We start from the raw sequence: 21367 nt of genomic DNA on the forward strand, positions 1-21367 counted from the left end.
ACTGGGTAAATAAATCGCCTGACTGAATTAGCCTATTTTCTCTCTATGTAAGAATACAAAACCATGCTACGGACTATCTGGGAAAGTGAACGACTGAAATCGATTATGGCCCATAGTGTGATCTATTTAACCTTTCTAGAACCAATCAACAAAGAGTACATCAACAACTTTTGCATTCAGATTATTTTCACTAACTCTATGATAGAACCTGATTTCATGACCTTCATCACATTCATTTAACATTTTTTTTCCAATTAACCTTATTCCATCTAAATTTGAACCATTACTCATCCGACCACTTTGCGTTTTGTTCCGTGGTTTAAAACACAATAATAATCTGGTTATGATTGACAAACACCCGATGGAGATTGCAATGAGCCATTATCCTCACCTGTTCGCCCCTCTAGACCTGGGGTTTACCACACTAAAAAACCGCATTTTGATGGGATCAATGCACACTGGGCTAGAGGAACATCCTGATCGCGCCCAGAGGCTTGCCCGCTTTTACGCTGAACGGGCAGCCGGAGGCGTGGCATTGATTGTCACAGGCGGCATTTCGCCAAATAAACAAGGTGTTATAGGGAAAGGCACTGCATTCCTAGTAGATGAAAAAGATCTTATCCACCATAAAGTTATTACAGACGCAGTTCATCAGGCTGGTGGAAAAATTGCAATGCAAATCCTACATACCGGCCGTTATAGCTATCAACCACACCTTGTCGCCCCTACCGCTATTCAAGCACCAATTAATCCATTCATGCCTCGTGAAATGACAGAAGAAGACATTCAGCAAACCATTGCTGACTTCGCTCATTGTGCTCAACTGGCACAGCTAGCAGGTTATGATGGCGTAGAAATCATGGGTTCTGAGGGTTATCTGATTAACCAGTTTCTGACTACCCGTACCAATCGCCGCCAGGATAAATGGGGCGGAAGTTTCGAAAATCGAATGCGTTTTGCTGTGGAAGTTGTTAAAGCAGTCCGTCAAGCAACAGGGAGAGAATTTATTCTAATCTACCGGCTTTCGATGTTGGATTTAGTCGAAGATGGTTCTAATTGGCAGGAAATCGAGCAACTCGCAGTTGCTATTGAGCAAGCGGGAGCATCTATCATCAATACCGGTATCGGCTGGCATGAAGCTCGAATCCCAACGATTGCTACTATGGTTCCCCGCGCCGGATTCAGTTGGGTAACGCAAAAGCTGATGGGGAAAGTTTCTATTCCACTGATCACAACAAACAGAATTAATGATCCCAACATTGCAGAGCAAGTGCTAGCACAGGGTTGTGCCGATATGGTTTCTATGGCACGACCTTTTCTGGCTGATGCTGAATTTGTTATGAAAGCCCAGCAAGGACGAGCCGATGAGATTAACACTTGTATTGGCTGTAATCAGGCATGTCTGGATCAGATTTTTGTCGGTGAAATAGCCTCTTGTTTAGTTAATCCCCGCGCCTGCCACGAAACAGAAATGGCCGCCGAACCGGCTATCACACCGAAAAAACTGGCGGTTGTCGGTGCCGGACCTGCCGGATTGTCATTCTCAGTGACCGCTGCCAGTCGTGGTCATCATGTCACTCTGTTTGAACGTGACGGACAGATTGGCGGACAATTTAATATTGCTAAACAGATCCCCGGTAAAGAAGAATTTCATGAAACACTGCGTTATTTTCAGCGTCAGTTAGCAATCCATCATGTTGATGTACGGTTGAACCAGACTGCCACAACAGAAACACTCTCTGATTTCGATGAAGTGATTATCGCCAGCGGCATTGTACCTCGCCAACTCACGATCGATGGTATCCATCACGAAAAGGTATTGAGCTACTTAGATGTATTAAGAGATAAGAAAAATGTCGGTCAACGTGTCGCTATCATTGGCGCAGGTGGCATCGGTTTTGATACCGCAGAATATCTGAGTCAACCAGGAAAAAGTACTAGCCTTGATAGCGCCGCTTTCAGTGAAGAATGGGGTATCGACCATAATTTGACACATCGTGGTGGTTTATCCCCTCAAGGCCCCAAGCCAGAATCTTCTCCCCGGACAATTTATTTATTACAACGTAAACCGACAAAAGTTGGTGAAGGATTAGGTAAAACAACAGGTTGGGTACACAGAACCAATCTACACCTGCGTGGTGTGAAAATGCTCAACAATATGCAATATTTGAAAATAGATGATCAAGGATTACATATTAGCAGCAATGGGGAACAGCGCTGTCTTGCCGTAGATAATATCGTTATTTGTGCCGGACAAGAGCCACTGAGAGAATTATATCAACCGTTACAGCGAGCGGGAAAAACAGTGCATCTTATTGGTGGGGCAGATGTTGCAACGGAATTGGATGCCCGACGGGCTATCGATCAAGGTACTCGGTTGGGCCTTAAAATTTGATGATAAATAATGACGGTCATAGACAGGCCGTAAAAACAGAGTAAATTCTCAAACCGCGCCTTCCTGGCGCGGATATTTTACTCTTTCTTACCTAATCTTTTTTTAAACCAGAATACTTTAATCAATTAATTACGTTGAGTTAGCTGATCCGACGCCAGACGGTCATCCTCAGCCTGACAAACAGCGGCAGTGAACAATACATCGGTAGAAGAGTTCAGGCTGGTTTCCGCGGAATCCTGTAATACACCAATAATCAAACCGACTGCCACAACCTGCATAGCCATCTCATTGGAAATCCCAAACATGCTACACGCTAAGGGGATCAACAATAACGATCCCCCGGCCACACCCGAAGCACCACAGGCACAAATTGCAGCAACCACACTCAGTAGAAATGCTGTAGGCAAATCAACCGATATACCTAGCGTATTGACCGCAGCCAGAGTCAATACCGTAATAGTCACCGCAGCGCCTTCCATATTGATAGTTGCGCCTAATGGAATAGAAACTGAATAAGTATCTTCATGCAGATTCATACGGCGGCACATCGCCATATTCACTGGAATATTTGCAGCCGAACTGCGAGTGAAAAATGCAGTTACACCGCTTTCACGCAGACAAGCAAATACCAGCGGATAAGGATTACGACGAATTTTCCAGTAAACAATCAATGGATTTACAATGAATGCCATAACCAACATACAACCCAGTAATACAACCAGCAATTGGACATATCCCAGTAAGGCACCAAATCCCGTTTCTGCAATGGTTGCAGACACCAGACCGAAAATACCAATCGGTGCAAGACGAATGACCACCCGAACAACCTGAGTAACCGCCTCAGACATGTCATGAATTAGAGACTTAGTTGAATCCGTCGCATGACGCAGGGCGATACCCAAACTAATAGCCCAGGCAAGAATACCGATATAGTTACCGTTCAGTAACGCGTTTACTGGATTAGCGACAACATTAACCAGTAACCCTTTAATCACCTCCATAATGTTTTCAGGCGGAGACATCTGAGCATCATTGACAGCTAGCACCAGTTGTAACGGGAACATAAAGCTACCGACTACGGCAACCAGAGCAGCAAAAAATGTACCCAAGATATAGAGGATAAGGATTGGACGAATATTGGTTTTTTGGCCTTTTTTATGGTTAGCAATAGAAGACATAACCAGAACCCATACCAATACCGGGGCTACTGCTTTCAAGGCGCCAACAAACAACGTCCCAAGTAAACTGACTGATTTGGCAACCGAAGGCGTCAACCACGCTAACAGTATCCCTGCAATTAAACCTACCAAAATTTGTTTAACCAGGCTCCCTTGTACAAGGTAATGCACGAAGCCACGTTTTTGTTTTTCCATAGCTGATCCATTTTATTAACAGTTCTGTTAAGCCTATATTTTTTGTGTTTATTTCCTCAGTATAGGGAAACCAAGAGTAGTGAAAAGCTACGATAGTTAAAATATACAACCTCGCCAGCACTTATTAACAATACATTCACATTTGTGTGATCAAAACGGCAATTTACACATTTACAAAACACAATTATTTGTTTTTATGTTTAACCATTTCACAGCAATTTAAGACAATAAGAAACCATATCTCCCCATTCAAGAAAGATATGGTTATCTGTTAAAAAATAGTTATCTAATTACTGTATCTCTTTAGTTTTGTATTTATTTACCCAAACATTAATAATCATTGTTATTGTCAAAATACTTGCTACAGTTCCCAGAGAAATCCCCATAGGAATATGATAAAAATCCATTATTAGCATTTTAATACCGATAAATACCAGAATGACTGATAAACCATATTTCAGCATTGTAAATTTCTCTGCCACCCCTGCCAGCAGAAAATACATCGCACGTAATCCTAAGATAGCGAAAAGATTAGAGGTCAAAACAATAAAAGGATCTGTAGTCACAGCAAAAATAGCAGGAATACTGTCTACCGCAAAAATAACGTCACTCATTTCAACTAAAATCAGAACCAGGATTAGTGGAGTCGCATATAACAACTCCTTTTCTTTCACAAAGAAACGTTCTCCGTGAAGATTATCAGTGATGCGAATATGCGCTTTTAGCCAACGAACAAAAGGTTTATCGCCTATCGGGGAATCATCCTCTTTCGCCAACGCCATCTTAACGCCGGTAACCAGCAAAAAGAGGCCAAACAGATAGAGTATCCAACTGAATTGAGAAACCAACCAGCTCCCTGCAAAGATCATCACGGTACGCAACACAATTGCGCCTAAGACACCGTAAATGAGCACCCGACGTTGCAAATTTGCCGGAATAGCAAAATAGCTAAATAACATCAGCCAAACAAACACATTATCAACAGCAAGTGCTTTCTCAAGTAAATACCCGGTAAGGAAAGCCATTGTCTGACTATTGGCAACCGCTTCCCCTGCGGTTTCTCTGCAATACCACCATAATCCTAATGCAAATAAGAGCGATAAACTTATCCAGATCACACTCCAGACAGCAGCTTGACGAAATGACATTGCCTGCTCTTTCTTACGCCCCTGTAAGGATAGATCCAGCAACAACATAATCGTAATTAAGACAGCAAAACTTCCCCATAAAAGAGGGCTACCCACAGAGTTCATTTTCTCTCTCTCACAAACAAAAACGGCTGAAGTCTCAGAAGACGCCAGCCGCTGCTATATTTCTTCCCCACATCGTGGAGATGGATGTATTGCAAGCAACCCTCGCCTTCTGGCAAGGTCTCACTTACAACACAGAAAATGCACCATCAGGTATAAGTTCAGGGTTGCCCGGCTACCGGATGCTGTTGCACCGTAATGACGATAAACCGGCAAGGAAGTTACTCCCCTTTGCTGTGGTGAAAAATAAATCAAATTCAGACAAGAATCAATCTACCACTGAAAAAATAAAAAAATGACAATAAAAACAGTGGGAACAAACGCAATTCATCCAACCTCATAGACCCATTTCTTATCCTATTTTAATGAACGTTCAATTGATCACCAAAATTTTCTGTTTAGTCACCCCTGATTTTGTTACAGTGGCGCAGGCTGCGTCATTTGCTTTTTTCAACGGTGAAAAGGCATAAAAACCAACCAAATAACGTAAAATAGGATGTAATTTAATCGGTTTAGCCTCATGCTTTCAGGATGAACGAACAAAGGCATTTTAGGAACACCTGATGGAAATAGTAAAAGAACTTATATATGCACTTTGGTACCAGGATTATGAAACTCTGGCCAACCCATCCCTATTATGGGCCATTTACATCATGCTATTCTTGATTCTCTTCCTTGAAAATGGCCTCCTTCCTGCTGCATTTTTACCAGGAGACAGCCTGCTTATACTAGTTGGCGTATTGATTGCCAAAGGTGCAATGAGTTTCCCTCTAACGATTGTAGTATTAACTGCCGGAGCAAGCTTAGGTTGTTGGATTGGTTATCTCCAAGGAAAATGGTTAGGAAATACCAAGACAGTACAAGGCTGGCTCTCTCACCTTCCAGCTTATTATCACCAAAGAGCTTACAATCTTTTTCACCGCCACGGCCTATCAGCTTTACTTCTTGGCCGCTTCCTCGCATTTGTCAGAACCCTCTTACCAACACTTGCAGGACTGACAGGTCTACAAAACAGTCGTTTCCAGTTTTTTAACTGGCTCAGTGGCTTCCTGTGGGTCATTATCCTTACCTCTTTGGGTTATGCATTTGGTAAGACCCCCATTTTCCGTCAATATGAAGACTTGGTAATGAATTTCCTGATATTACTGCCACTTGCCTTACTTATTATTGGTTTTAGCGGCAGTTTGTTAGTTGTATGGCGTAAAAAAACTTGCCAACCCCCTCAAAAAAAGTAATTAATTCCAATAAAATCCAATATCCCTCCCTGCTGTAGATGAAAGTATCGTTTGCAGCAGAATAGTGAAATAACGCTAATGTTTTTTATTCACCTTCCAAAATATAAGCTATATTTAGTGATAGTCTTTTCCGGCATTAGGAAAAGCAACTGACTAAGTCAAATACACACACCTTACATTGAGGAGTAATCTACATGTCAAAGATCAAAACTACTGAAGATCTACACGTTGAATTAAAATCACTCGCAGATACACTGGAAGAAGTGATCAAAAGCTCTGGTGATAAATCCAAAGTCGAGCTGGAAGAACTTCGCGGCAAAGTAGAGGAAGTCATCAAAGATACTCGTTTTAAACTCAGTAATGCCAGTGATATGGTTGTTAAGAAAACAAAAGATATGGCGGGTCGTGCTGATGTCTACGTTCACGATAAGCCCTGGGTAAGCATCGGTATTGGTACTGTTGTCGGTGCCATATTAGGTGTAGTGTTAGCTAAACGCTAATATGATCAACTCATCCAAATCTCAAGGCCCCGCTAAAGGGGTCCTTGACATTCTCCAACGCATTGCCGCTGTTGTTATCGAGATAGTAGAAACTCGTTTGCAATTGATCGTTCTGGAGTTGGAAAAAGAAAAAGCCACTTTAATACAGCTAATAGTCATAGCCAGTCTGACACTACTGCTTACCGCTTTCGGCCTCATGTGTCTGCTTGTTATGATTTTTTGGGCTATCGATCCTAGCTGGCGCTTTATTGTATTAGCTAGTACCACTAGCACACTACTCATTCTGGCGCTTATCGGCCTTATATGGACCATCAGGAAAGCGCGAAATTCAACATTACTTAGTGCAACACGCGAGCAATTAAAGATAGATAGAGAAATGTTGGAGGATCACAGTAATGAGTAAACAACGTCAGAAAAAAAAGCTAAAAAAACAGCAACTACTCAGAAATATCCAGCTACAGCGACTTGAACTTTCCAACAATACACAGCTCTGGAAGAGCTTTACTGAACCTTATGACAAAAGCTGGCAAAAGCTTTTGTCATTAAAACCCTATCTGCGACCCGCAATCCACGCTATCTCTTTATATAGCCTGCGTCATCCTATGAAATTTTATCGTTTGTCGCGCTACATCATTCGAATATTGAAATGGAAATAATTCTTCATAATATATCTCATTGATGATAACTTTAGTTACCTACATTCAAAAACTTTGTATAAAATTGTTAATAATCCTTGCTTACAACTAAGCTCACCTACCTTTAGGATACATTCCATCCGTTAATGATTAGCAAATCGTGCTATTTCGAGTTAGTACAAGTTAATCATCAAAAAAACTATTATTATTTCTCTGCGTTTTAGGAGTTGTTAATGAAAAAATTTGAAGATAGTGCCCTGCTACTGGCTCGCATTTTGATGCCGATTCTGTTTATCGTTGCAGGTTATGGAAAATTAGGTGATTCCTACGCGGGTACTCAACAATATATGAATGCTATGGGCGTCCCTGGCTTTCTATTACCACTGACAATCTTACTTGAATTAGGTGGTGGCCTGGCAGTTCTGTTTGGTTTGTTAACCCGTACCACCGCGTTATTTACCTTTGGTTTCTGTGTCCTGACTGCCGTGCTCTTCCACAGCAATTTTGCTGAAGGGATGAACCAGACTATGTTTCTTAAGAACCTGACTATCGGAGGAGGTTATCTGTTACTGTCTATCACAGGTCCAGGTAAATTCAGTATTGATCGTCTGATGAAGAGAAACTGGTAATATCCTGCTGTGACTGTTATGAATCTGAAAAATAATAGTTTTCAGGTAAAAGGCGAAACGATCAAAATCCCACTCTCGCTCAAGGATTTTATCAGCCAAATATCCAATATTCAGTCTAAAGGTAAATAGCAAGCTGAAAGATCTCGAAGATCTTTCGGCTCACTTTAATCAATAGGACAAACTTCTATTGAATCACAATGACTCTGGTAAAATAGTTATTTTATCAAAATAAATAACCATCTCCCTTCTCGGCAGGAAATAATTAAATTATTTCATAATAAATCATTGCTATTATAATATCGAATTATTATTTATATAGAGATTTAAATTAAAATTCACACATTTTTATTATTCAATTTCACGATTAATATATTTTCTTCGCATAATTATCACTCATTATATTCCAGACAATAAAATAATAAAAAATTAACATTATCACATTAAATTAAAATCCTTTTCAATAATAGCTATACTTATTATATTACCACCACTTTTCCACAAAATAATATTAAGACAATCGGCTTTTAAAAAAACCAGTTGTTTTTTAAATTGCAGTTTGAAATTTAAAAACCCTATAACCATTAAATAAAACAAAATAAAAAGACGTGTTTAAAGAGATAAATCAAGAATATTATCAATTGACACAAAAACTGAAAAAAAACAACTTGACACATAACTATATACATTAGAAAATCATTTAAGCAATAGGAGACCCACTAAAAATATTGATAGTCACTCAGACTAATAGTTAGTATTTAAATTTAAATAATTATGTTTTAATTTCAACAAAATACCTGTACCAGATAATTCACAGAATCCTTCATACAATAAACGAATAGGGAAGACAAATGAAATATAGCTCAATTGCTTATACCATTATTTGTTTAATGCCTTTTTATGCTACCGGAGCAGGAAAATTAAAGGATGTTTGCGACGGTAAATTAATTGCTAATACATCTATAAGCAGTATAAATATTACAAGCAACCAAAATGGAAATGGACCTGCCATGAATGTATTAGTAGAAGGGAAATGGTATGACACATATCTAACCCCCGGTATTACAGAGGGTAACGGTGTTTATGGGCTCTATGATATGAGTCATAATGCTTATCTCAATGCATTAGAAGTTAACATTTGCGTAAGACTTGGCAATTTAAGAGGCATTGAATTAATTTATAGACCATAAAATTCTAAGCTAGAAAAATAGAGCTCAAATTAATCAATGTACCTATAATGCATTGTTAAATCAACATTTAATTCCCATAAAATAATAACGGAGAGTTTATGACTATCTATGGTAAAAAAATAAATGTGAGATTAAGAAAAGACACACCAGACCAACTATCCACAAGTGACTTAAAGGCACAATTAACTGCTCTTGGATTAACATGTGATCTTACGGATGAAAGTTTACTCTCAGAATATATTGAGGATGTAAGAAAACAACTAATTACAGGAAGTACACAGTCATTTGCAATTGGGGAGTATATTGCTGACAATTTCGTACATACATCCAAAGCTAACTGGTCACCAGAGGATGATGCCCTCGGATACAAAACAAAACTAATTTATATTGGTGTACCGGAACATTTTAAATGGCTAGGGGAAAATTGCAGTACATTTACGGGAAATGAGGATGATCCTCCAGCATCAATCAATAAATATGATAACGTAGAGGCAGTGAAAAATGCTTTTATCCAAATTGCCAGGGGATCTTCTGAGACTCTAGTAGAACCTCTGGACAAAACAGATATGGAATCTGCGCTAACAAATCTCCTAAGCTCAATTAACGATGACAATATCAAAGACTATGATTCCGGGTGGAGAATAAAATTCCTCTTACTAATAGATAATTTCGATAAAAAAAAATACACAAGCGATGGAATTGGGGTATTAGGAATACGTTGGAGACTACAAATAAAAGATTATAAACAAAAGAACAAAGACAGTGTTAAACATAACACAACAATTAACCTAAGTAGCTGGTCTGTCACATACGATAATACCGATGATCTTCTCAAACAATATCATATGGCAAAAAATCATTTTGGCTAAAAATAATAAATGGAGACAGATTCGGCTAATAAGTACAATTTTTCAGAAAGTCAGGCAGTTGCTATAGCAGCATCTTTCTTGCCAAAGAAAAATGCACTATGGCCTGTCCTATTTGTTGCCATCCCCCAAAATTTTGGTTCAGAAAAAATTTACACCTACTAATGATGCCAGCTCTGCTCAAAAAGATCAGCACAGCCAACCAGACAGTCTGCTGTACTAGCTGGCGCCATTTACGAATGTCACATTCGTTGTGCCACAATTTCATATTTTGTTAAACAATCATCGAATCATGTTTTTTTACATCCTAACTCCTAATTTGATTGTTCACATCGCTTCTACTTACCGACTAACAAATAATTTAGGGATTTCCCGCAAACACCAAGACTTAGCTTCCCCCATGCTGTCTCGTCGCCATGCCATAATGACATTTGTGTCATGGCTGTATTCAGAACTAATCACCCGCAAACGACCCTCTGCAATATCTTGTTCCACCATAGGATAAGGCATGGTAGCAACGCCCAGCCCAGCTAAGAGAGCACGGCGTTTATCTTCCAGAGAACTGACCGTCAAACGCTGCTGCTTATCTAACAATTGAACCGTCAATACCGGGCGCTCCCTCGCTGTATCTGCTACAGCAATACCACGGTACTTCACCCTCGTGACATCGGACAGAGGCTCCGGCTCTTGATGTATAGGATGATCAGGGCTAGCGACATAGACATTGGTAATGCTGTAAAGCTGACGTGAATTAATTTCTGCCGATGCGCGAAAATGCATATCTGGTGCAATAACAATATCCGCCCGACCAGTTTCCAACCTCTCCCATGCACCCGCCAAAACCTCAGTCAATAAAGAGAGCTGAGTATTCGATTTTTGAGCAAGCTTACCTACTAACGGGAATAATGAAGAAGCCGGAACCAATGCTTCACAAACAATTGTCAGGTGAGTTTCCCAACCTCGCGCTAATGCTTCTGCATCAGCCGTTAATTTATCAGCAGCTTCAAGCAATTGACGTCCACGCTCAAGCAACATACGGCCAACATTGGTGAATTTAGTTCTGTGACCCGAACGGTCAAACAGCACTACATCCAACTCCTCTTCTAATTTTTGCATCGTATAGCTAAGTGCAGAAGGAACACGACCAAGCTCATCAGCGGCCGCAGCAAAACTTCCCCGCCGATCAATCGCATCCATGACCCGGAGAGATTCCAGTGTAAGCGCTCGTTCTTTGCTCATATTTTTCTCAATCAGGAAATTTGAATATGCTGACCAGATTAACTGGCTAACATTTCGCCGTCCAGATAATTACTATTCTTAGTGTGTGTTTTTTTAAGGTAACCACCATCATGATTATAAATAGAACAGCAAAACAATGTGGGAAAGCTGACTATGGTTGGCTACAGGCTCGTTATACATTTTCATTTGGTCACTATTTTGATCCAAAGTTTTTAGGTTATGGTGCGCTACGTGTACTCAATCAGGAAGTCATCGCCCCCAAAGCCGCTTTCCAACCTAGATCCTATCCACATGTGGATATATTGAATATTATTCTACAAGGTGAAGCAGAATACCGTGACAGCGAAGGCAACTACATCAAAGCCGGTAAAGGAGAATGTTTACTATTTTCTACCCGTCAAGGCATCAGCTACAGTGAACATAATGCCAGTATTAATAAGCCACTAACACGCTTACAGCTTTGGCTGAATGCCTTTCCTCAGCAGGAAAGCTTACCATTGCAACGAATGGAATTACCGGAACAGCCATTGGCTATGCTAGCTTCTCCAACCGCGGAAGATGGCAGTATGCAATTACGTCAGCAAGTGTGGGTAAATCATATTTTCCTTAATAAAAATCAATCTCATCATCTGCAATTAAAGGGAAAAAATGCCTATCTGCAATCCCTAAACGGAAATATAAAAATAAGAGGCAATTCTAAGGATAGCAATTTAATTAAATGCGGAGATGGCGCTTTTATTCATGAAGAAAGTCGTCTGGTTTTAAAAGCAGATACGGAATTCCAGGGGCTGTTAATTGATCTGGCTGCTTAAAAAAGTGAAAGCCCCGTCAGATTTCAATCTAACGGGGCTAAATTTGTGAAGTTGACCGATAAGCCGGGTTCTGTCGTGGACAGTCATTCATCTAGGCCAGCACTTACGCACTGGCTCAAGCAGCCTACCCGGGTTCGATACGGGCCGTACCTAATGAACCCCTATTTGGCCTTGCTCCGGGTGGAGTTTACCGTGCCACGAACTGTCACCAGCCGCGCGGTGCGCTCTTACCGCACCCTTTCACCCTTACCTGATCCTACATTAAGTAAGCCATCGGCGGTTTGCTCTCTGTTGCACTGGTCGTGGGCTTTCACCCCCCAGACGTTATCTGGCACCCTGCCCTGTGGAGCCCGGACTTTCCTCTCCTCCATCTATCATCCAAAGGATTAATGATAAAGCAGCGACTGTCTAGTCAACTCCGCGGCGGATTATAAAAGGTTTGTCCAACGATGTATAGGCATTTACCGACTATCTGCCCTAATTCAGCAATTGCTATTATTCTTCATTCTGACCCAACCCATGGCGATAAAGTGCATTTTTCTTCACACCATGAATCTCTGCTGCCAATGCCGCTGCTTTTTTCAATGGCAGCTCTTGTTGAAGAAGCGCCAGCGTTCTTAATGCCTCTGGAGGCAAAACATCGTCATCCGGTTTTTTATAGCCTTCAACGATCAATACCATTTCACCACGACGACGGGTTTCATCTTCCTTCACCCATGCCAAAAGTTCACCCACTGGCATCCCTTGAATAGATTCCCAAGTTTTTGTTAATTCCCTTGCCAAAACGATGTAACGTTCAGTTCCCCACACCTCAACCATATCTTCTAAACTTTCGATCAGACGATGAGTGGATTCATAAAAAATTAATGAGCGTGGTTCCTGTTGCAAAGCCCGTAAAGTATCTGTCCGACTTTTACGCTTTGCGGGCAGAAATCCTTCGTAACAGAAACGATCTGATGGCAGACCAGCAGCAGACAAGGCGGTTATCGCCGCACAAGGCCCTGGAAGTGGGACAACATGAATACCAGCTTCACGGCAACGGCGAACCACATGATAACCAGGATCATTAATCAGAGGCGTTCCTGCATCAGAGACTAATGCAATACTTTTCCCTTGTTGGAGTTTTGTAATTAATTGATCTGCTTTCTGCTGTTCATTATGATCATGAAGTGCGAACATGCGTGCATTAATGGCAAAATGTTGAAGCAACAAGCCAGTATGTCGCGTATCTTCGGCTGCAATCAGATCGACATGCTCAAGAACTTCAAGCGCACGCTGAGTGATATCACCCAAGTTTCCAATGGGGGTTGGTACAACATATAGCGTGGATGTCGTAACCACTGCTCGATTAGGTTGATTCATTGTTTCATCCGAATGGCCGATTTAAAATTGAGCATCTTTGAAAAAAACATCGCTGGATACAGTATGCTTTCCTCAATTTTTGTGCGTATCAAAACTGGTTTAGTCTGTTCAGCTATGCTGGCAGTCATGATCATCGCAGGATGTACCGTACCTGATCAACAGGGGCAACAACCTTCGCAAACTCAGGACAAAATCAGTGCAGAAATCGCCCGTTATCAATCCATCATTGATGCCGCCCATGGCGAACCTTCTCTTGATGTTATCCGTGCTTATATCGCTCAGGAACCACTTGTGAAAGAGAGTGCGGCTCGTCAAAAAAATATTGATGATACCTGGCAAATGCTAACCCGTCTTTCACCACAAGAGCGCCGTGGATTGGTCATCAACGCTGATGAAAATGTTCTGCAAGGCTGGCTGGACTTACTCAGTGCCTATCAGGATAACAAACAGGACTCCGACAAACTACAGGCAGCTATCCGTGACTGGAAAATTCGTTATCCACAAAACCCTGCCGCACAGTCACTCCCAGTTCAATTACAACAGACAGCCATCCAACAGCAAAATACGAATATCCGTATTGCTCTGTTCCTGCCATTAAGTGGTCAAGCAAAAGTATTCGGTGAAGCCATTCGCCAAGGTTTTCTTGATGCTCAGGCCGGTTTACCCAGTCCATCATTGCCAACAGAAAACCCGGAAAATTTATCTATAGCAGACAACGATAGCGCGTCAGATAGCGTGGTTTCTACCGATATGTCCCCTAGTGAAGGGGCGATCATAGACTCAACAATACCAACCACTCAAACAACACCTGTCATAGCCAATGCACCGGTTAACACACAACAGGTCAAAATCTATGACACAGCCAGCCAGCCATTGGAAAACTTATTCATTCAGGCTAAGCAGGATGGTGTGAATTTAGTTGTCGGGCCGTTACTTAAGCCAGATGTGGTTAAACTCGTTCAGATAAATACTGCATTAAACATGCTAGTACTAAACGAGTTAGACAATGCTCAACCACACTCTAATATCTGCTATTTTTCTTTGTCACCAGAAGATGAAGCGAAAAATGCTGCGGAACATATTTGGCAGCAACAGAAACAGAATCCTCTGATTTTGGTCCCCAGAGGGACTTTTGGTGATCGCATTGCCAAAGCCTTTGCACAGGAATGGCAAAAACAAGGGGGACATGCTGTTCTGCAACAAACTTTTAGCTCTTCCGCCGAACTGAAACAATTAATTAATAGAGGTACCGGTATTCGCTTGACCGGAACAGCCGTCAATGTCACAAGCAATCAACCTACATCAATCGCTATTGGTGATCTGGAAATCCCCCAGATAAACACCGATGTCGTTCCTACTTCTACTGGCGGCTCAGTGGATGCCGTTTATATTGTTTCTACCCTGGATGAACTGACGCTAATTAAGACAATGATTGATATGGCAATCAGCTCCCGCGATAAGCCCGCCCTTTACGCAAGTTCCCGCAGTAATCAGGCGGGCGTTGGTCCCGATTTCCGCCTGGAGATGGAGGGAATGCAATTCAGTGACATTCCCTTAATCGCCGGTGCTAACTTGTCACTGATGCAGCAAGCAGCCAGTAAATTTACACATGATTACTCTTTGATGCGCCTTTATGCTATGGGTATTGATGCCTGGTCATTAGCAAATCAATTCAGTCAAGTTCAGCTTCAAAGTGATTTCCAACTCAATGGTGCTTCCGGGGTGCTGTCTGTTCAAGAAAACTGCACCATTTTCCGACAACTCTCATGGATGCAATATCATCAAGGCCAAATCACGGCTATTTAGTTACTTGCCGCTTGCTACCAAGCGGCCTTTCAATTCAAATGACTCATTTCAGAATGAAATAAAAAGCAGGATAAAAATGAAGAAGCTGACAAGTTATCTGCTGGGACGCAACTATGAAGCGCAGGCAAAGTTGTTTTTACAAAAACAAGGATTATCTTTTATCGCCGCAAATGTGAAAGTTCACGGTGGTGAAATTGACCTGATTATGAAAGACAAGCAAACTTGGGTCTTTATTGAAGTCCGTTTTCGCAAATCAGGACAATATGGAGATGCATTGGTGACAATCACCCGTAGCAAGCGTAAAAAATTATTACACACTGCCGCAGTATGGCTGTTTCAACGAGGTGAATGTTTTGAAACCTCTTCTTGTCGCTTTGATATTTGTGCTATTACTGGTCAACAATTTGAATGGTTGCAAAATGCCTTCAATCAAAATGAGTTTACTCGTTAAAATGATACTGAGTAGGTTATAAACGTGCTGGATAGAATTAAAGTCTGTTTTACAGAAAGTATTCAAACTCAGATTGCAGCCGCAGAAGCATTACCTGATGCTATCTCGCGAGCGGCAATGATGATGGTTCAGTCATTACTGAATGGTAACAAAATCCTTTGCTGTGGTAATGGAGGCTCAGCAGCGACTGCCCAACGGTTTGCTGCCAATATGATTAACCGGTTTGAAACTGAGCGCCCAAGCCTGCCCGCATTGTCACTTAATGCAGACAATGTGGTCATCACTGCGATTTCAAGCAATAAACAGCATGATGAAATTTATGCTAAACAAGTACGGGCATTAGGTCAGCCAGGCGATGTGTTATTAGCGATTTCTACACATGGTAATAGCCGTGATATTGTCAAAGCCGTTGAAGCCGCCGTAACCCGCGATATGACAATTGTCGCCCTTACTGGCTATGATGGTGGTGAGCTTGCCGGCTTACTCGGTCCACAAGACGTAGAGATTCGTATTCCATCTCATCGCAGTACCAGAATTCAAGAAGTTCATATGCTAACAGTTAACTGCTTATGTGACTTAATCGATAATACACTCTTTCCCCATCAGGATGACTAAGGAGCCAATAATGCGATTTTTCTCCCTATTAGCTACGATTTGTGCTGCTGTAATGTTACAAGGATGTATTGGTGCAGTCGTGGTCAGTTCTGCTGCCGTAGCGACTAAAACCGCAACCGATCCCCGCACTATTGGTCAACAGGTTGACGATAGTACTCTCGAAGCCCGTGTCAGTAATGCGCTTAACAAAGATAAGCAGCTCAAAGAGCAAACCCGTATTATTACCACTGCCTATCAAGGAAAAGTTTTACTGACAGGTCAAACCCCAGACTCAAGCCTTTCAGACCGTGCTAAACAGATAGCATCGCGTGTTGATGGAGCACACACCGTTTACAATGAAATTCGTCAGGGGAAACCTGTTGAATTAGGTACTGCTTCTAAGGATACCTGGGTTACAACTAAAGTACGCTCAAAAATCCTGGCTAGTGACTCGGTTAAGTCTTCTAACATAAAAGTCGTTACGGAAAACGGCGAAGTCTTTTTACTGGGCATTCTGACCAAACAAGAGGGTAACGCCGCAGCGAAAATTGCCAGCGAAACTAACGGTGTTAAGCGGGTAACAACCGCATTTACTTATTTGAATTAAATATATTGATTGAAAGTGATGACACGATAAATCTGTCAAACATTCAGGTATCAGGCCGCGTCATTTTTTGGCGCTGGCGTTTTACCCTTTTCATCATCCCACGTCAAACTGAATAACCTCTCATTCTTCCTTCAATCATTTTTCATTAACCCATTTTTCTCAAGATAACTCACCCCACCCAACAACCGCATTTGCCGCAAAATCCATTGCTGACGCTGTAAGACATAAGCCGAAGGTGAGTTAACTTTATAGCGGTGTGGATTAGGCAATACAGCAGCAAGTAAAGCGGCTTCTGATGCCGTCAATTTACTGGCTGATTTATGAAAATAGCGTTTAGATGCCTCTTCAACACCAAAAATGCCATCGCCAAATTCTGCTACGTTAAGGTAAACAGTCAGAATTCTACTTTTTGACCATCCCAGTTCAATAGCAAAGGTCATCCCGGCTTCCAACCCTTTTCTTACCCAGCTACGTCCGTCCCACAAAAATAAATTTTTGGCCGTTTGCTGAGAAATCGTTGAAGCCCCCCTGAGCCTTCCAGAATTATTCTTATTACGCTCAAGTACACTTTCGATAGCATCAAAGTCAAATCCCCAATGCTGTGGGAATTTTTGATCTTCCGCAGCAATAACAGCCAATGCGATATTTGGCGATATTTGTCCTTGCCCTACCCAACTAGAACAAGATACATAATAAAAATTAACTGATAACCAAGCGCTAATCTGGCGCTCAACCATAACCATAGAAAACGGCACTGGCAAAAATGAAAATGCAACAACAGAAACTATCCATAAGATAATAACTGAGATTACGATTTTTTTAAGCCAGTACCATAAAAATTGAAAAGGATTTCGCATCCAGTTACTCAGTCATTTCCAATACTTTTCTGACAAGTTTATCAATTCCCTCTTCTGCCTGAGAAATAGATTCAGCAAGCATGTAGGCTGGTGTCGTCACAATTTTATTTTCTAAATCAACAACAACATCATTTACCTTGCAAATGATATGGACTCCTCCCATTGCCTCTACTTGAGCAACCGTTTCAGGATCATTGCCGACAGTTAGTTTCACCGGTTTATTAAGTAATTTTGGCAACATAACAGGCGCAATACACATAAATCCCATTGGTTTATGTTGCTTATGCATAGCCCTCACAAAACTTAATAATTCCTTATTTATTTCGCAATCAACTGTCTTAACGGCAAAGTCACATAAATTCTTTGCAACACCAAATCCCCCAGGAATTATCAGGGCATCAAATTCATCGGCATTTGCTTGTGATAAAGGCTTAATTTTTCCCCTTGAAATACGAGCAGATTCCTGTAGGACGTTACGTTCTTCGCCAGTTTCTCCACCGTTAATATGATTAATAACATGAAGTTGTCGTTCGTCAGGCGCAAAAAAGCTCGTTTTAACACCTAAACGGTCTAAAGAAAGCAGAGTTAATACTGACTCATGAATTTCGCTACCATCGAATACACCACATCCACTTAAGACAACCGCAACTGATTTCATACCTCACTCCATTTGTAGTAGATTATTGCTTAACCCTTTAGGGGGTTAAACACCAATCTTCATCACAGATTTTAATGAATCTTGTAACAAAAAATCTTATCTTTGCTATGTTGGTACTTGTATGATGTACGGAGAATTCCTCATTTACTCGCCGCAACCAAATATTAGATAGGCGTGTAAACAGTTTTCCCTGGTGTTGGCGCAGTATTCGCGCACCCCAACCTCGGTTGGGGTTATTTTTTTTCAGCGTCCGTCAACCATTCTCCCAAAATTTCCGTATCGTTTCTCCATTCTTGCTTTAACTCATCAACCCATTCCTGAACATTATCCCACCATGCAGGTAAATCAGGTGATTGAATCTGCTGGGCCAGTTGCTGTAAATGACGCAATCCAACTGATCCCGCAGCACCTTTTATCTTATGCGCTTCCTCCGTAATGCCTTTCTGGTCTTTAGCTGTCATGTTTGAGTCCAGAACAGATAAGTAACCCGGCATCATCTTTTCAAACACACTCAGACTATTGCGAATCAATTGAGGCCCAACGAGCTCGATGTATTGGTTAAGCATTTCTGTATCAAGTAAATCTTCACCTTTTTTCATCAATCCTGACTCCTCTTCTTCCGGCTGCATATGATGCACAGACTGTTCCCCCCAATATTGTTCAATAATGGCGGTTAACGCATTCACAGAAAGCGGCTTACTCAACACACCATTCATACCTGCATCCAGATACTCTTTTTTGTCTTTTAAGACATTTGCTGTCAGTGCAATCAGCGGTGGCAGATCCTTTTTGGCATATCGCTGACTTAATTCCCGGGAGATATCTAACCCGGTCATATCGGGTAGCTGAATATCAAGCAGTACCAAATCGAACTCTCCTGGCTTAAACACGTCTAGCGCATCTTTACCATTCATAGCGACTTCCACGCTGTTACCCAATTTCTCCAACACAGAGCGAGCAACAATCACATTCAGCTCAATATCTTCCACCAATAAGATATGCAACGCTGGAAGTGGATAATCATCTGTATCTTCTTTGCATAAAAGATTCTCCTCCATAGCCGGTGCAATGATAGACAGTGTAAATCGAGAACCTTGTCCCGGCTCACTTTCCACCACAATATCCCCTCCCATACTTTGAGCCAAACGTTTGGATACCGCCAATCCAATACCGGTTCCCGTTGCTGGACAACCACCATGACTGCCTCTCACTTGATAATACATCGCAAAAATCTTCTCCAGCTCATCATGTGGGATACCAATCCCCGTATCTGTGACTTCAAACAGCAAACGTTCTTCCTCTTCGTACCAGATTCGAACAGTAATCTCACCTTTTTGCGTAAATTTCACCGCATTGCCAATCAAGTTCCACAGAATTTGGCGCAAGCGAGTACCATCTGTCATGATTCTGGCAGGCAGTGGCAGTTCTGGGTTCATGACAAATTTAATATCTTTCGGTTGCACCAGCAGCCCAGAGAGGTTTTCCAGATCGGACATAAAACCGGTAAAATCAATTGGCTGATTATCAATTTGCACTTTACGCCGTTCAATTTTATCCATTTCAATAATGTCATTGAAAATATTACCCAGCGTGATGGCACTGACATGAATCGTTTTCAGATAGTCATTTTGCTCAGATGTCAACTCAGTATCGAGCAGAATACGGCTCAAACCAACAATGCCATTTAAAGGCGTACGAAGCTCATGGCTAATCGTTGAGATAAAAGTGGTCTTATCCCTACTTGCATTCTCCAAAGCGTCCTGATAACGCTTACGTTCCGTTATATCGCGCCCAAATCCCATAAGCCCATGTCTTTTTCCTACCCGATCATAAAAAGGGACTTTCCGAAGCTCAAAACAGGCTTTTCGACCATCGGGATAAACTAGCCATTGCTCATAAGTGAGTGCAACATTATGACGGAACACTTTTTCATCGGTTTTCATTACCTTGCGAGCAACCTCTTTGTCATAAACATCGTTTGGTGTCAGCCCGACAAGTTGTTTCTGGCTTTTACCCGTCAGCAATTCCATCGCCCGGTTACAACCAGAAAATTCATTATTTTCATTACGGTAATAGACCAAATCAGGAGAAGCATCGAGAAAAGATTTCAACAATACAGATTGTTGTTCCAACTCAATCTGCGTCTGCTCACGGTGTTTCATCTCTTCTTTGAGTTTATCCAACAATATCAGATGCGCCTGCTCAGCTTTTTCTCTTTCCGAGATCTCCTGATTAAGCTTAATAATGTTGTCTTTTAATTGCTGATTAAGTTCCCGATCACGCTGACGCATAACTTCCAACTTTTCAACTAATTTAGATAATCGCTGACGGGACTCTTCAAGCTGTTCAACAACAACCGAAAGAAAATAGACAGCCCAAGGTGTAATCAACAAACCAAAAAAGATTGAGCGAACTAAATCAATACTTTGCACTCCTCCCTGAAGCAGAAAAGTGACTACCATCTGTACACACATAGCAAGAACGACCAGTGCAGATGCAAGCAGTAATGAGAAGCGCACTAACCCCAATTTCATCATTAAATCAACATAATATTGGGCCAGGCCCCTGAGCAGCTTCATTTCATAAAAACTCCCGTTAAATATGACCATTCCGGATCATACCGTAAAAAACCGGCCACTTCGTTGAAGGAATAACAGAAATTGTTGACCTGGTAAAACAATAGTATTATTTAATAGTTTTAATGATGACTTCCCAAACATTATTCTGGCTTTTTACTCCTGCCGGTCTTTTCGCACAATCCAAGCATGAATAAATAATCAAATACATTGATAAAATAAGCATAAAATTCTTTTTTACTCTGTTAATACCCCAAAAAGATAAAACTTTATTCTTATAAATAAACAAAAATATAAATTAATTCCGTAAAGTTAACATTAGTCAGATTTTAAAT

Annotated in this window: 22 protein-coding genes and 1 other RNA gene; 14 read left to right on the forward strand and 9 right to left on the reverse strand. The window is 41.3% G+C overall.

Going from position 1 to position 21367, the window contains the following annotated elements:
• Positions 1–135: 135 nt before the first annotated feature.
• The gene (locus LGZ98_RS16030; protein ID WP_162120488.1) at positions 136–291 is read right to left on the reverse strand and encodes a hypothetical protein; all 156 of its coding nucleotides are present in this window, start codon (positions 289–291) and stop codon (positions 136–138) included.
• An 82-nt stretch (positions 292–373) separates the two neighbouring features.
• Between LGZ98_RS16030 and LGZ98_RS16035 the strand changes: the two genes are divergently transcribed.
• Positions 374–2395, forward strand: coding sequence for an oxidoreductase (locus tag LGZ98_RS16035; protein WP_262978282.1), 2022 nt, complete (start codon positions 374–376; stop codon positions 2393–2395).
• Between the two features lie 125 nt (positions 2396–2520).
• On the opposite strand, the gene sstT is transcribed toward LGZ98_RS16035, so the two are convergent.
• Complete coding sequence (gene sstT, locus LGZ98_RS16040) at positions 2521–3768, reverse strand: serine/threonine transporter SstT (protein WP_262978283.1); 1248 nt, start codon at positions 3766–3768, stop codon at positions 2521–2523.
• Positions 3769–4058: 290 nt separating this feature from the next.
• Positions 4059–5021, reverse strand: a complete 963-nt coding sequence (locus LGZ98_RS16045) for a TerC family protein (protein ID WP_262978284.1) — start codon at positions 5019–5021, stop codon at positions 4059–4061.
• A gap of 89 nt (positions 5022–5110) precedes the next feature.
• Here LGZ98_RS16045 and LGZ98_RS16050 point away from each other — a divergent pair, with 89 nt between their 5' ends.
• The 8 genes from LGZ98_RS16050 to LGZ98_RS16085 all read left to right on the forward strand — a co-directional run bounded on the left by LGZ98_RS16050 (position 5111) and on the right by LGZ98_RS16085 (position 10073).
• On the forward strand, positions 5111–5317 hold the full coding sequence (locus tag LGZ98_RS16050; RefSeq protein WP_146748133.1) for a hypothetical protein: 207 nt from the start codon (positions 5111–5113) through the stop codon (positions 5315–5317).
• A gap of 264 nt (positions 5318–5581) precedes the next feature.
• Positions 5582–6253, forward strand: coding sequence for a DedA family protein (locus LGZ98_RS16055; protein WP_112878867.1), 672 nt, complete (start codon positions 5582–5584; stop codon positions 6251–6253).
• A gap of 194 nt (positions 6254–6447) precedes the next feature.
• Positions 6448–6753 carry an ElaB/YgaM/YqjD family protein gene (locus LGZ98_RS16060; protein WP_112878868.1) on the forward strand — a complete coding sequence of 102 codons (306 nt, stop codon included), beginning with the start codon at positions 6448–6450 and terminating at the stop codon, positions 6751–6753.
• 1 nt (position 6754) lies between these two features.
• Entirely contained in the window at positions 6755–7156 is a 402-nt protein-coding gene (locus tag LGZ98_RS16065; RefSeq protein WP_228902200.1) for a phage holin family protein, read from the forward strand.
• Positions 7149–7409, forward strand: a complete 261-nt coding sequence (locus LGZ98_RS16070; RefSeq protein WP_113043961.1) for a YqjK-like family protein — start codon at positions 7149–7151, stop codon at positions 7407–7409. The genes LGZ98_RS16065 and LGZ98_RS16070 overlap by 8 nt, the downstream gene beginning before the upstream one ends.
• A gap of 212 nt (positions 7410–7621) precedes the next feature.
• On the forward strand, positions 7622–8017 hold the full coding sequence (locus tag LGZ98_RS16075; protein ID WP_113043960.1) for a DoxX family protein: 396 nt from the start codon (positions 7622–7624) through the stop codon (positions 8015–8017).
• A gap of 848 nt (positions 8018–8865) precedes the next feature.
• Entirely contained in the window at positions 8866–9204 is a 339-nt protein-coding gene (locus LGZ98_RS16080) for a hypothetical protein (protein ID WP_113043959.1), read from the forward strand.
• A 98-nt stretch (positions 9205–9302) separates the two neighbouring features.
• Complete coding sequence (locus LGZ98_RS16085; RefSeq protein ID WP_113043958.1) at positions 9303–10073, forward strand: hypothetical protein; 771 nt, start codon at positions 9303–9305, stop codon at positions 10071–10073.
• A gap of 339 nt (positions 10074–10412) precedes the next feature.
• On the opposite strand, the gene LGZ98_RS16090 is transcribed toward LGZ98_RS16085, so the two are convergent.
• Positions 10413–11309 (reverse strand): LysR family transcriptional regulator, encoded by an 897-nt coding sequence (locus LGZ98_RS16090; RefSeq protein WP_112895519.1) that lies wholly within the window; start codon positions 11307–11309, stop codon positions 10413–10415.
• A gap of 110 nt (positions 11310–11419) precedes the next feature.
• Here LGZ98_RS16090 and LGZ98_RS16095 point away from each other — a divergent pair, with 110 nt between their 5' ends.
• Positions 11420–12121, forward strand: a complete 702-nt coding sequence (locus LGZ98_RS16095) for a pirin family protein (protein ID WP_113043957.1) — start codon at positions 11420–11422, stop codon at positions 12119–12121.
• A gap of 43 nt (positions 12122–12164) precedes the next feature.
• Here the strand turns inward: LGZ98_RS16095 and rnpB are convergent.
• An RNA gene (gene rnpB / locus LGZ98_RS16100) (RNase P RNA component class A) lies at positions 12165–12541 on the reverse strand.
• 75 nt (positions 12542–12616) lie between these two features.
• A complete protein-coding gene (rsmI, locus tag LGZ98_RS16105; protein WP_113043956.1) occupies positions 12617–13483 on the reverse strand; it encodes a 16S rRNA (cytidine(1402)-2'-O)-methyltransferase in 867 nt (288 codons plus the stop codon).
• 63 nt (positions 13484–13546) lie between these two features.
• Here rsmI and LGZ98_RS16110 point away from each other — a divergent pair, with 63 nt between their 5' ends.
• The 4 genes from LGZ98_RS16110 (at position 13547) to dolP (ending at position 16941) form a co-directional block, all read left to right on the forward strand.
• Positions 13547–15289, forward strand: coding sequence for a penicillin-binding protein activator (locus LGZ98_RS16110; protein WP_228901164.1), 1743 nt, complete (start codon positions 13547–13549; stop codon positions 15287–15289).
• A gap of 70 nt (positions 15290–15359) precedes the next feature.
• Complete coding sequence (locus LGZ98_RS16115) at positions 15360–15740, forward strand: YraN family protein (protein ID WP_113043967.1); 381 nt, start codon at positions 15360–15362, stop codon at positions 15738–15740.
• Between the two features lie 24 nt (positions 15741–15764).
• Entirely contained in the window at positions 15765–16355 is a 591-nt protein-coding gene (diaA, locus tag LGZ98_RS16120; protein ID WP_112878876.1) for a DnaA initiator-associating protein DiaA, read from the forward strand.
• 10 nt (positions 16356–16365) lie between these two features.
• Positions 16366–16941, forward strand: coding sequence for a division/outer membrane stress-associated lipid-binding lipoprotein (gene dolP / locus LGZ98_RS16125; RefSeq protein WP_113043955.1), 576 nt, complete (start codon positions 16366–16368; stop codon positions 16939–16941).
• A gap of 131 nt (positions 16942–17072) precedes the next feature.
• Here dolP and mtgA read toward each other — a convergent pair whose 3' ends face one another.
• The 3 genes from mtgA to arcB all read right to left on the reverse strand — a co-directional run bounded on the left by mtgA (position 17073) and on the right by arcB (position 21035).
• A complete protein-coding gene (mtgA, locus tag LGZ98_RS16130; protein ID WP_113043954.1) occupies positions 17073–17798 on the reverse strand; it encodes a monofunctional biosynthetic peptidoglycan transglycosylase in 726 nt (241 codons plus the stop codon).
• Positions 17799–17802: 4 nt separating this feature from the next.
• Positions 17803–18456, reverse strand: coding sequence for an isoprenoid biosynthesis glyoxalase ElbB (gene elbB / locus LGZ98_RS16135; protein WP_113043953.1), 654 nt, complete (start codon positions 18454–18456; stop codon positions 17803–17805).
• A 233-nt stretch (positions 18457–18689) separates the two neighbouring features.
• On the reverse strand, positions 18690–21035 hold the full coding sequence (gene arcB, locus LGZ98_RS16140; protein ID WP_113043952.1) for an aerobic respiration two-component sensor histidine kinase ArcB: 2346 nt from the start codon (positions 21033–21035) through the stop codon (positions 18690–18692).
• Positions 21036–21367 lie beyond the last annotated feature (332 nt).

It is taken from the genome of Photorhabdus kayaii, from assembly GCF_025384895.1.
GTDB lineage: Bacteria > Pseudomonadota > Gammaproteobacteria > Enterobacterales > Enterobacteriaceae > Photorhabdus > Photorhabdus kayaii.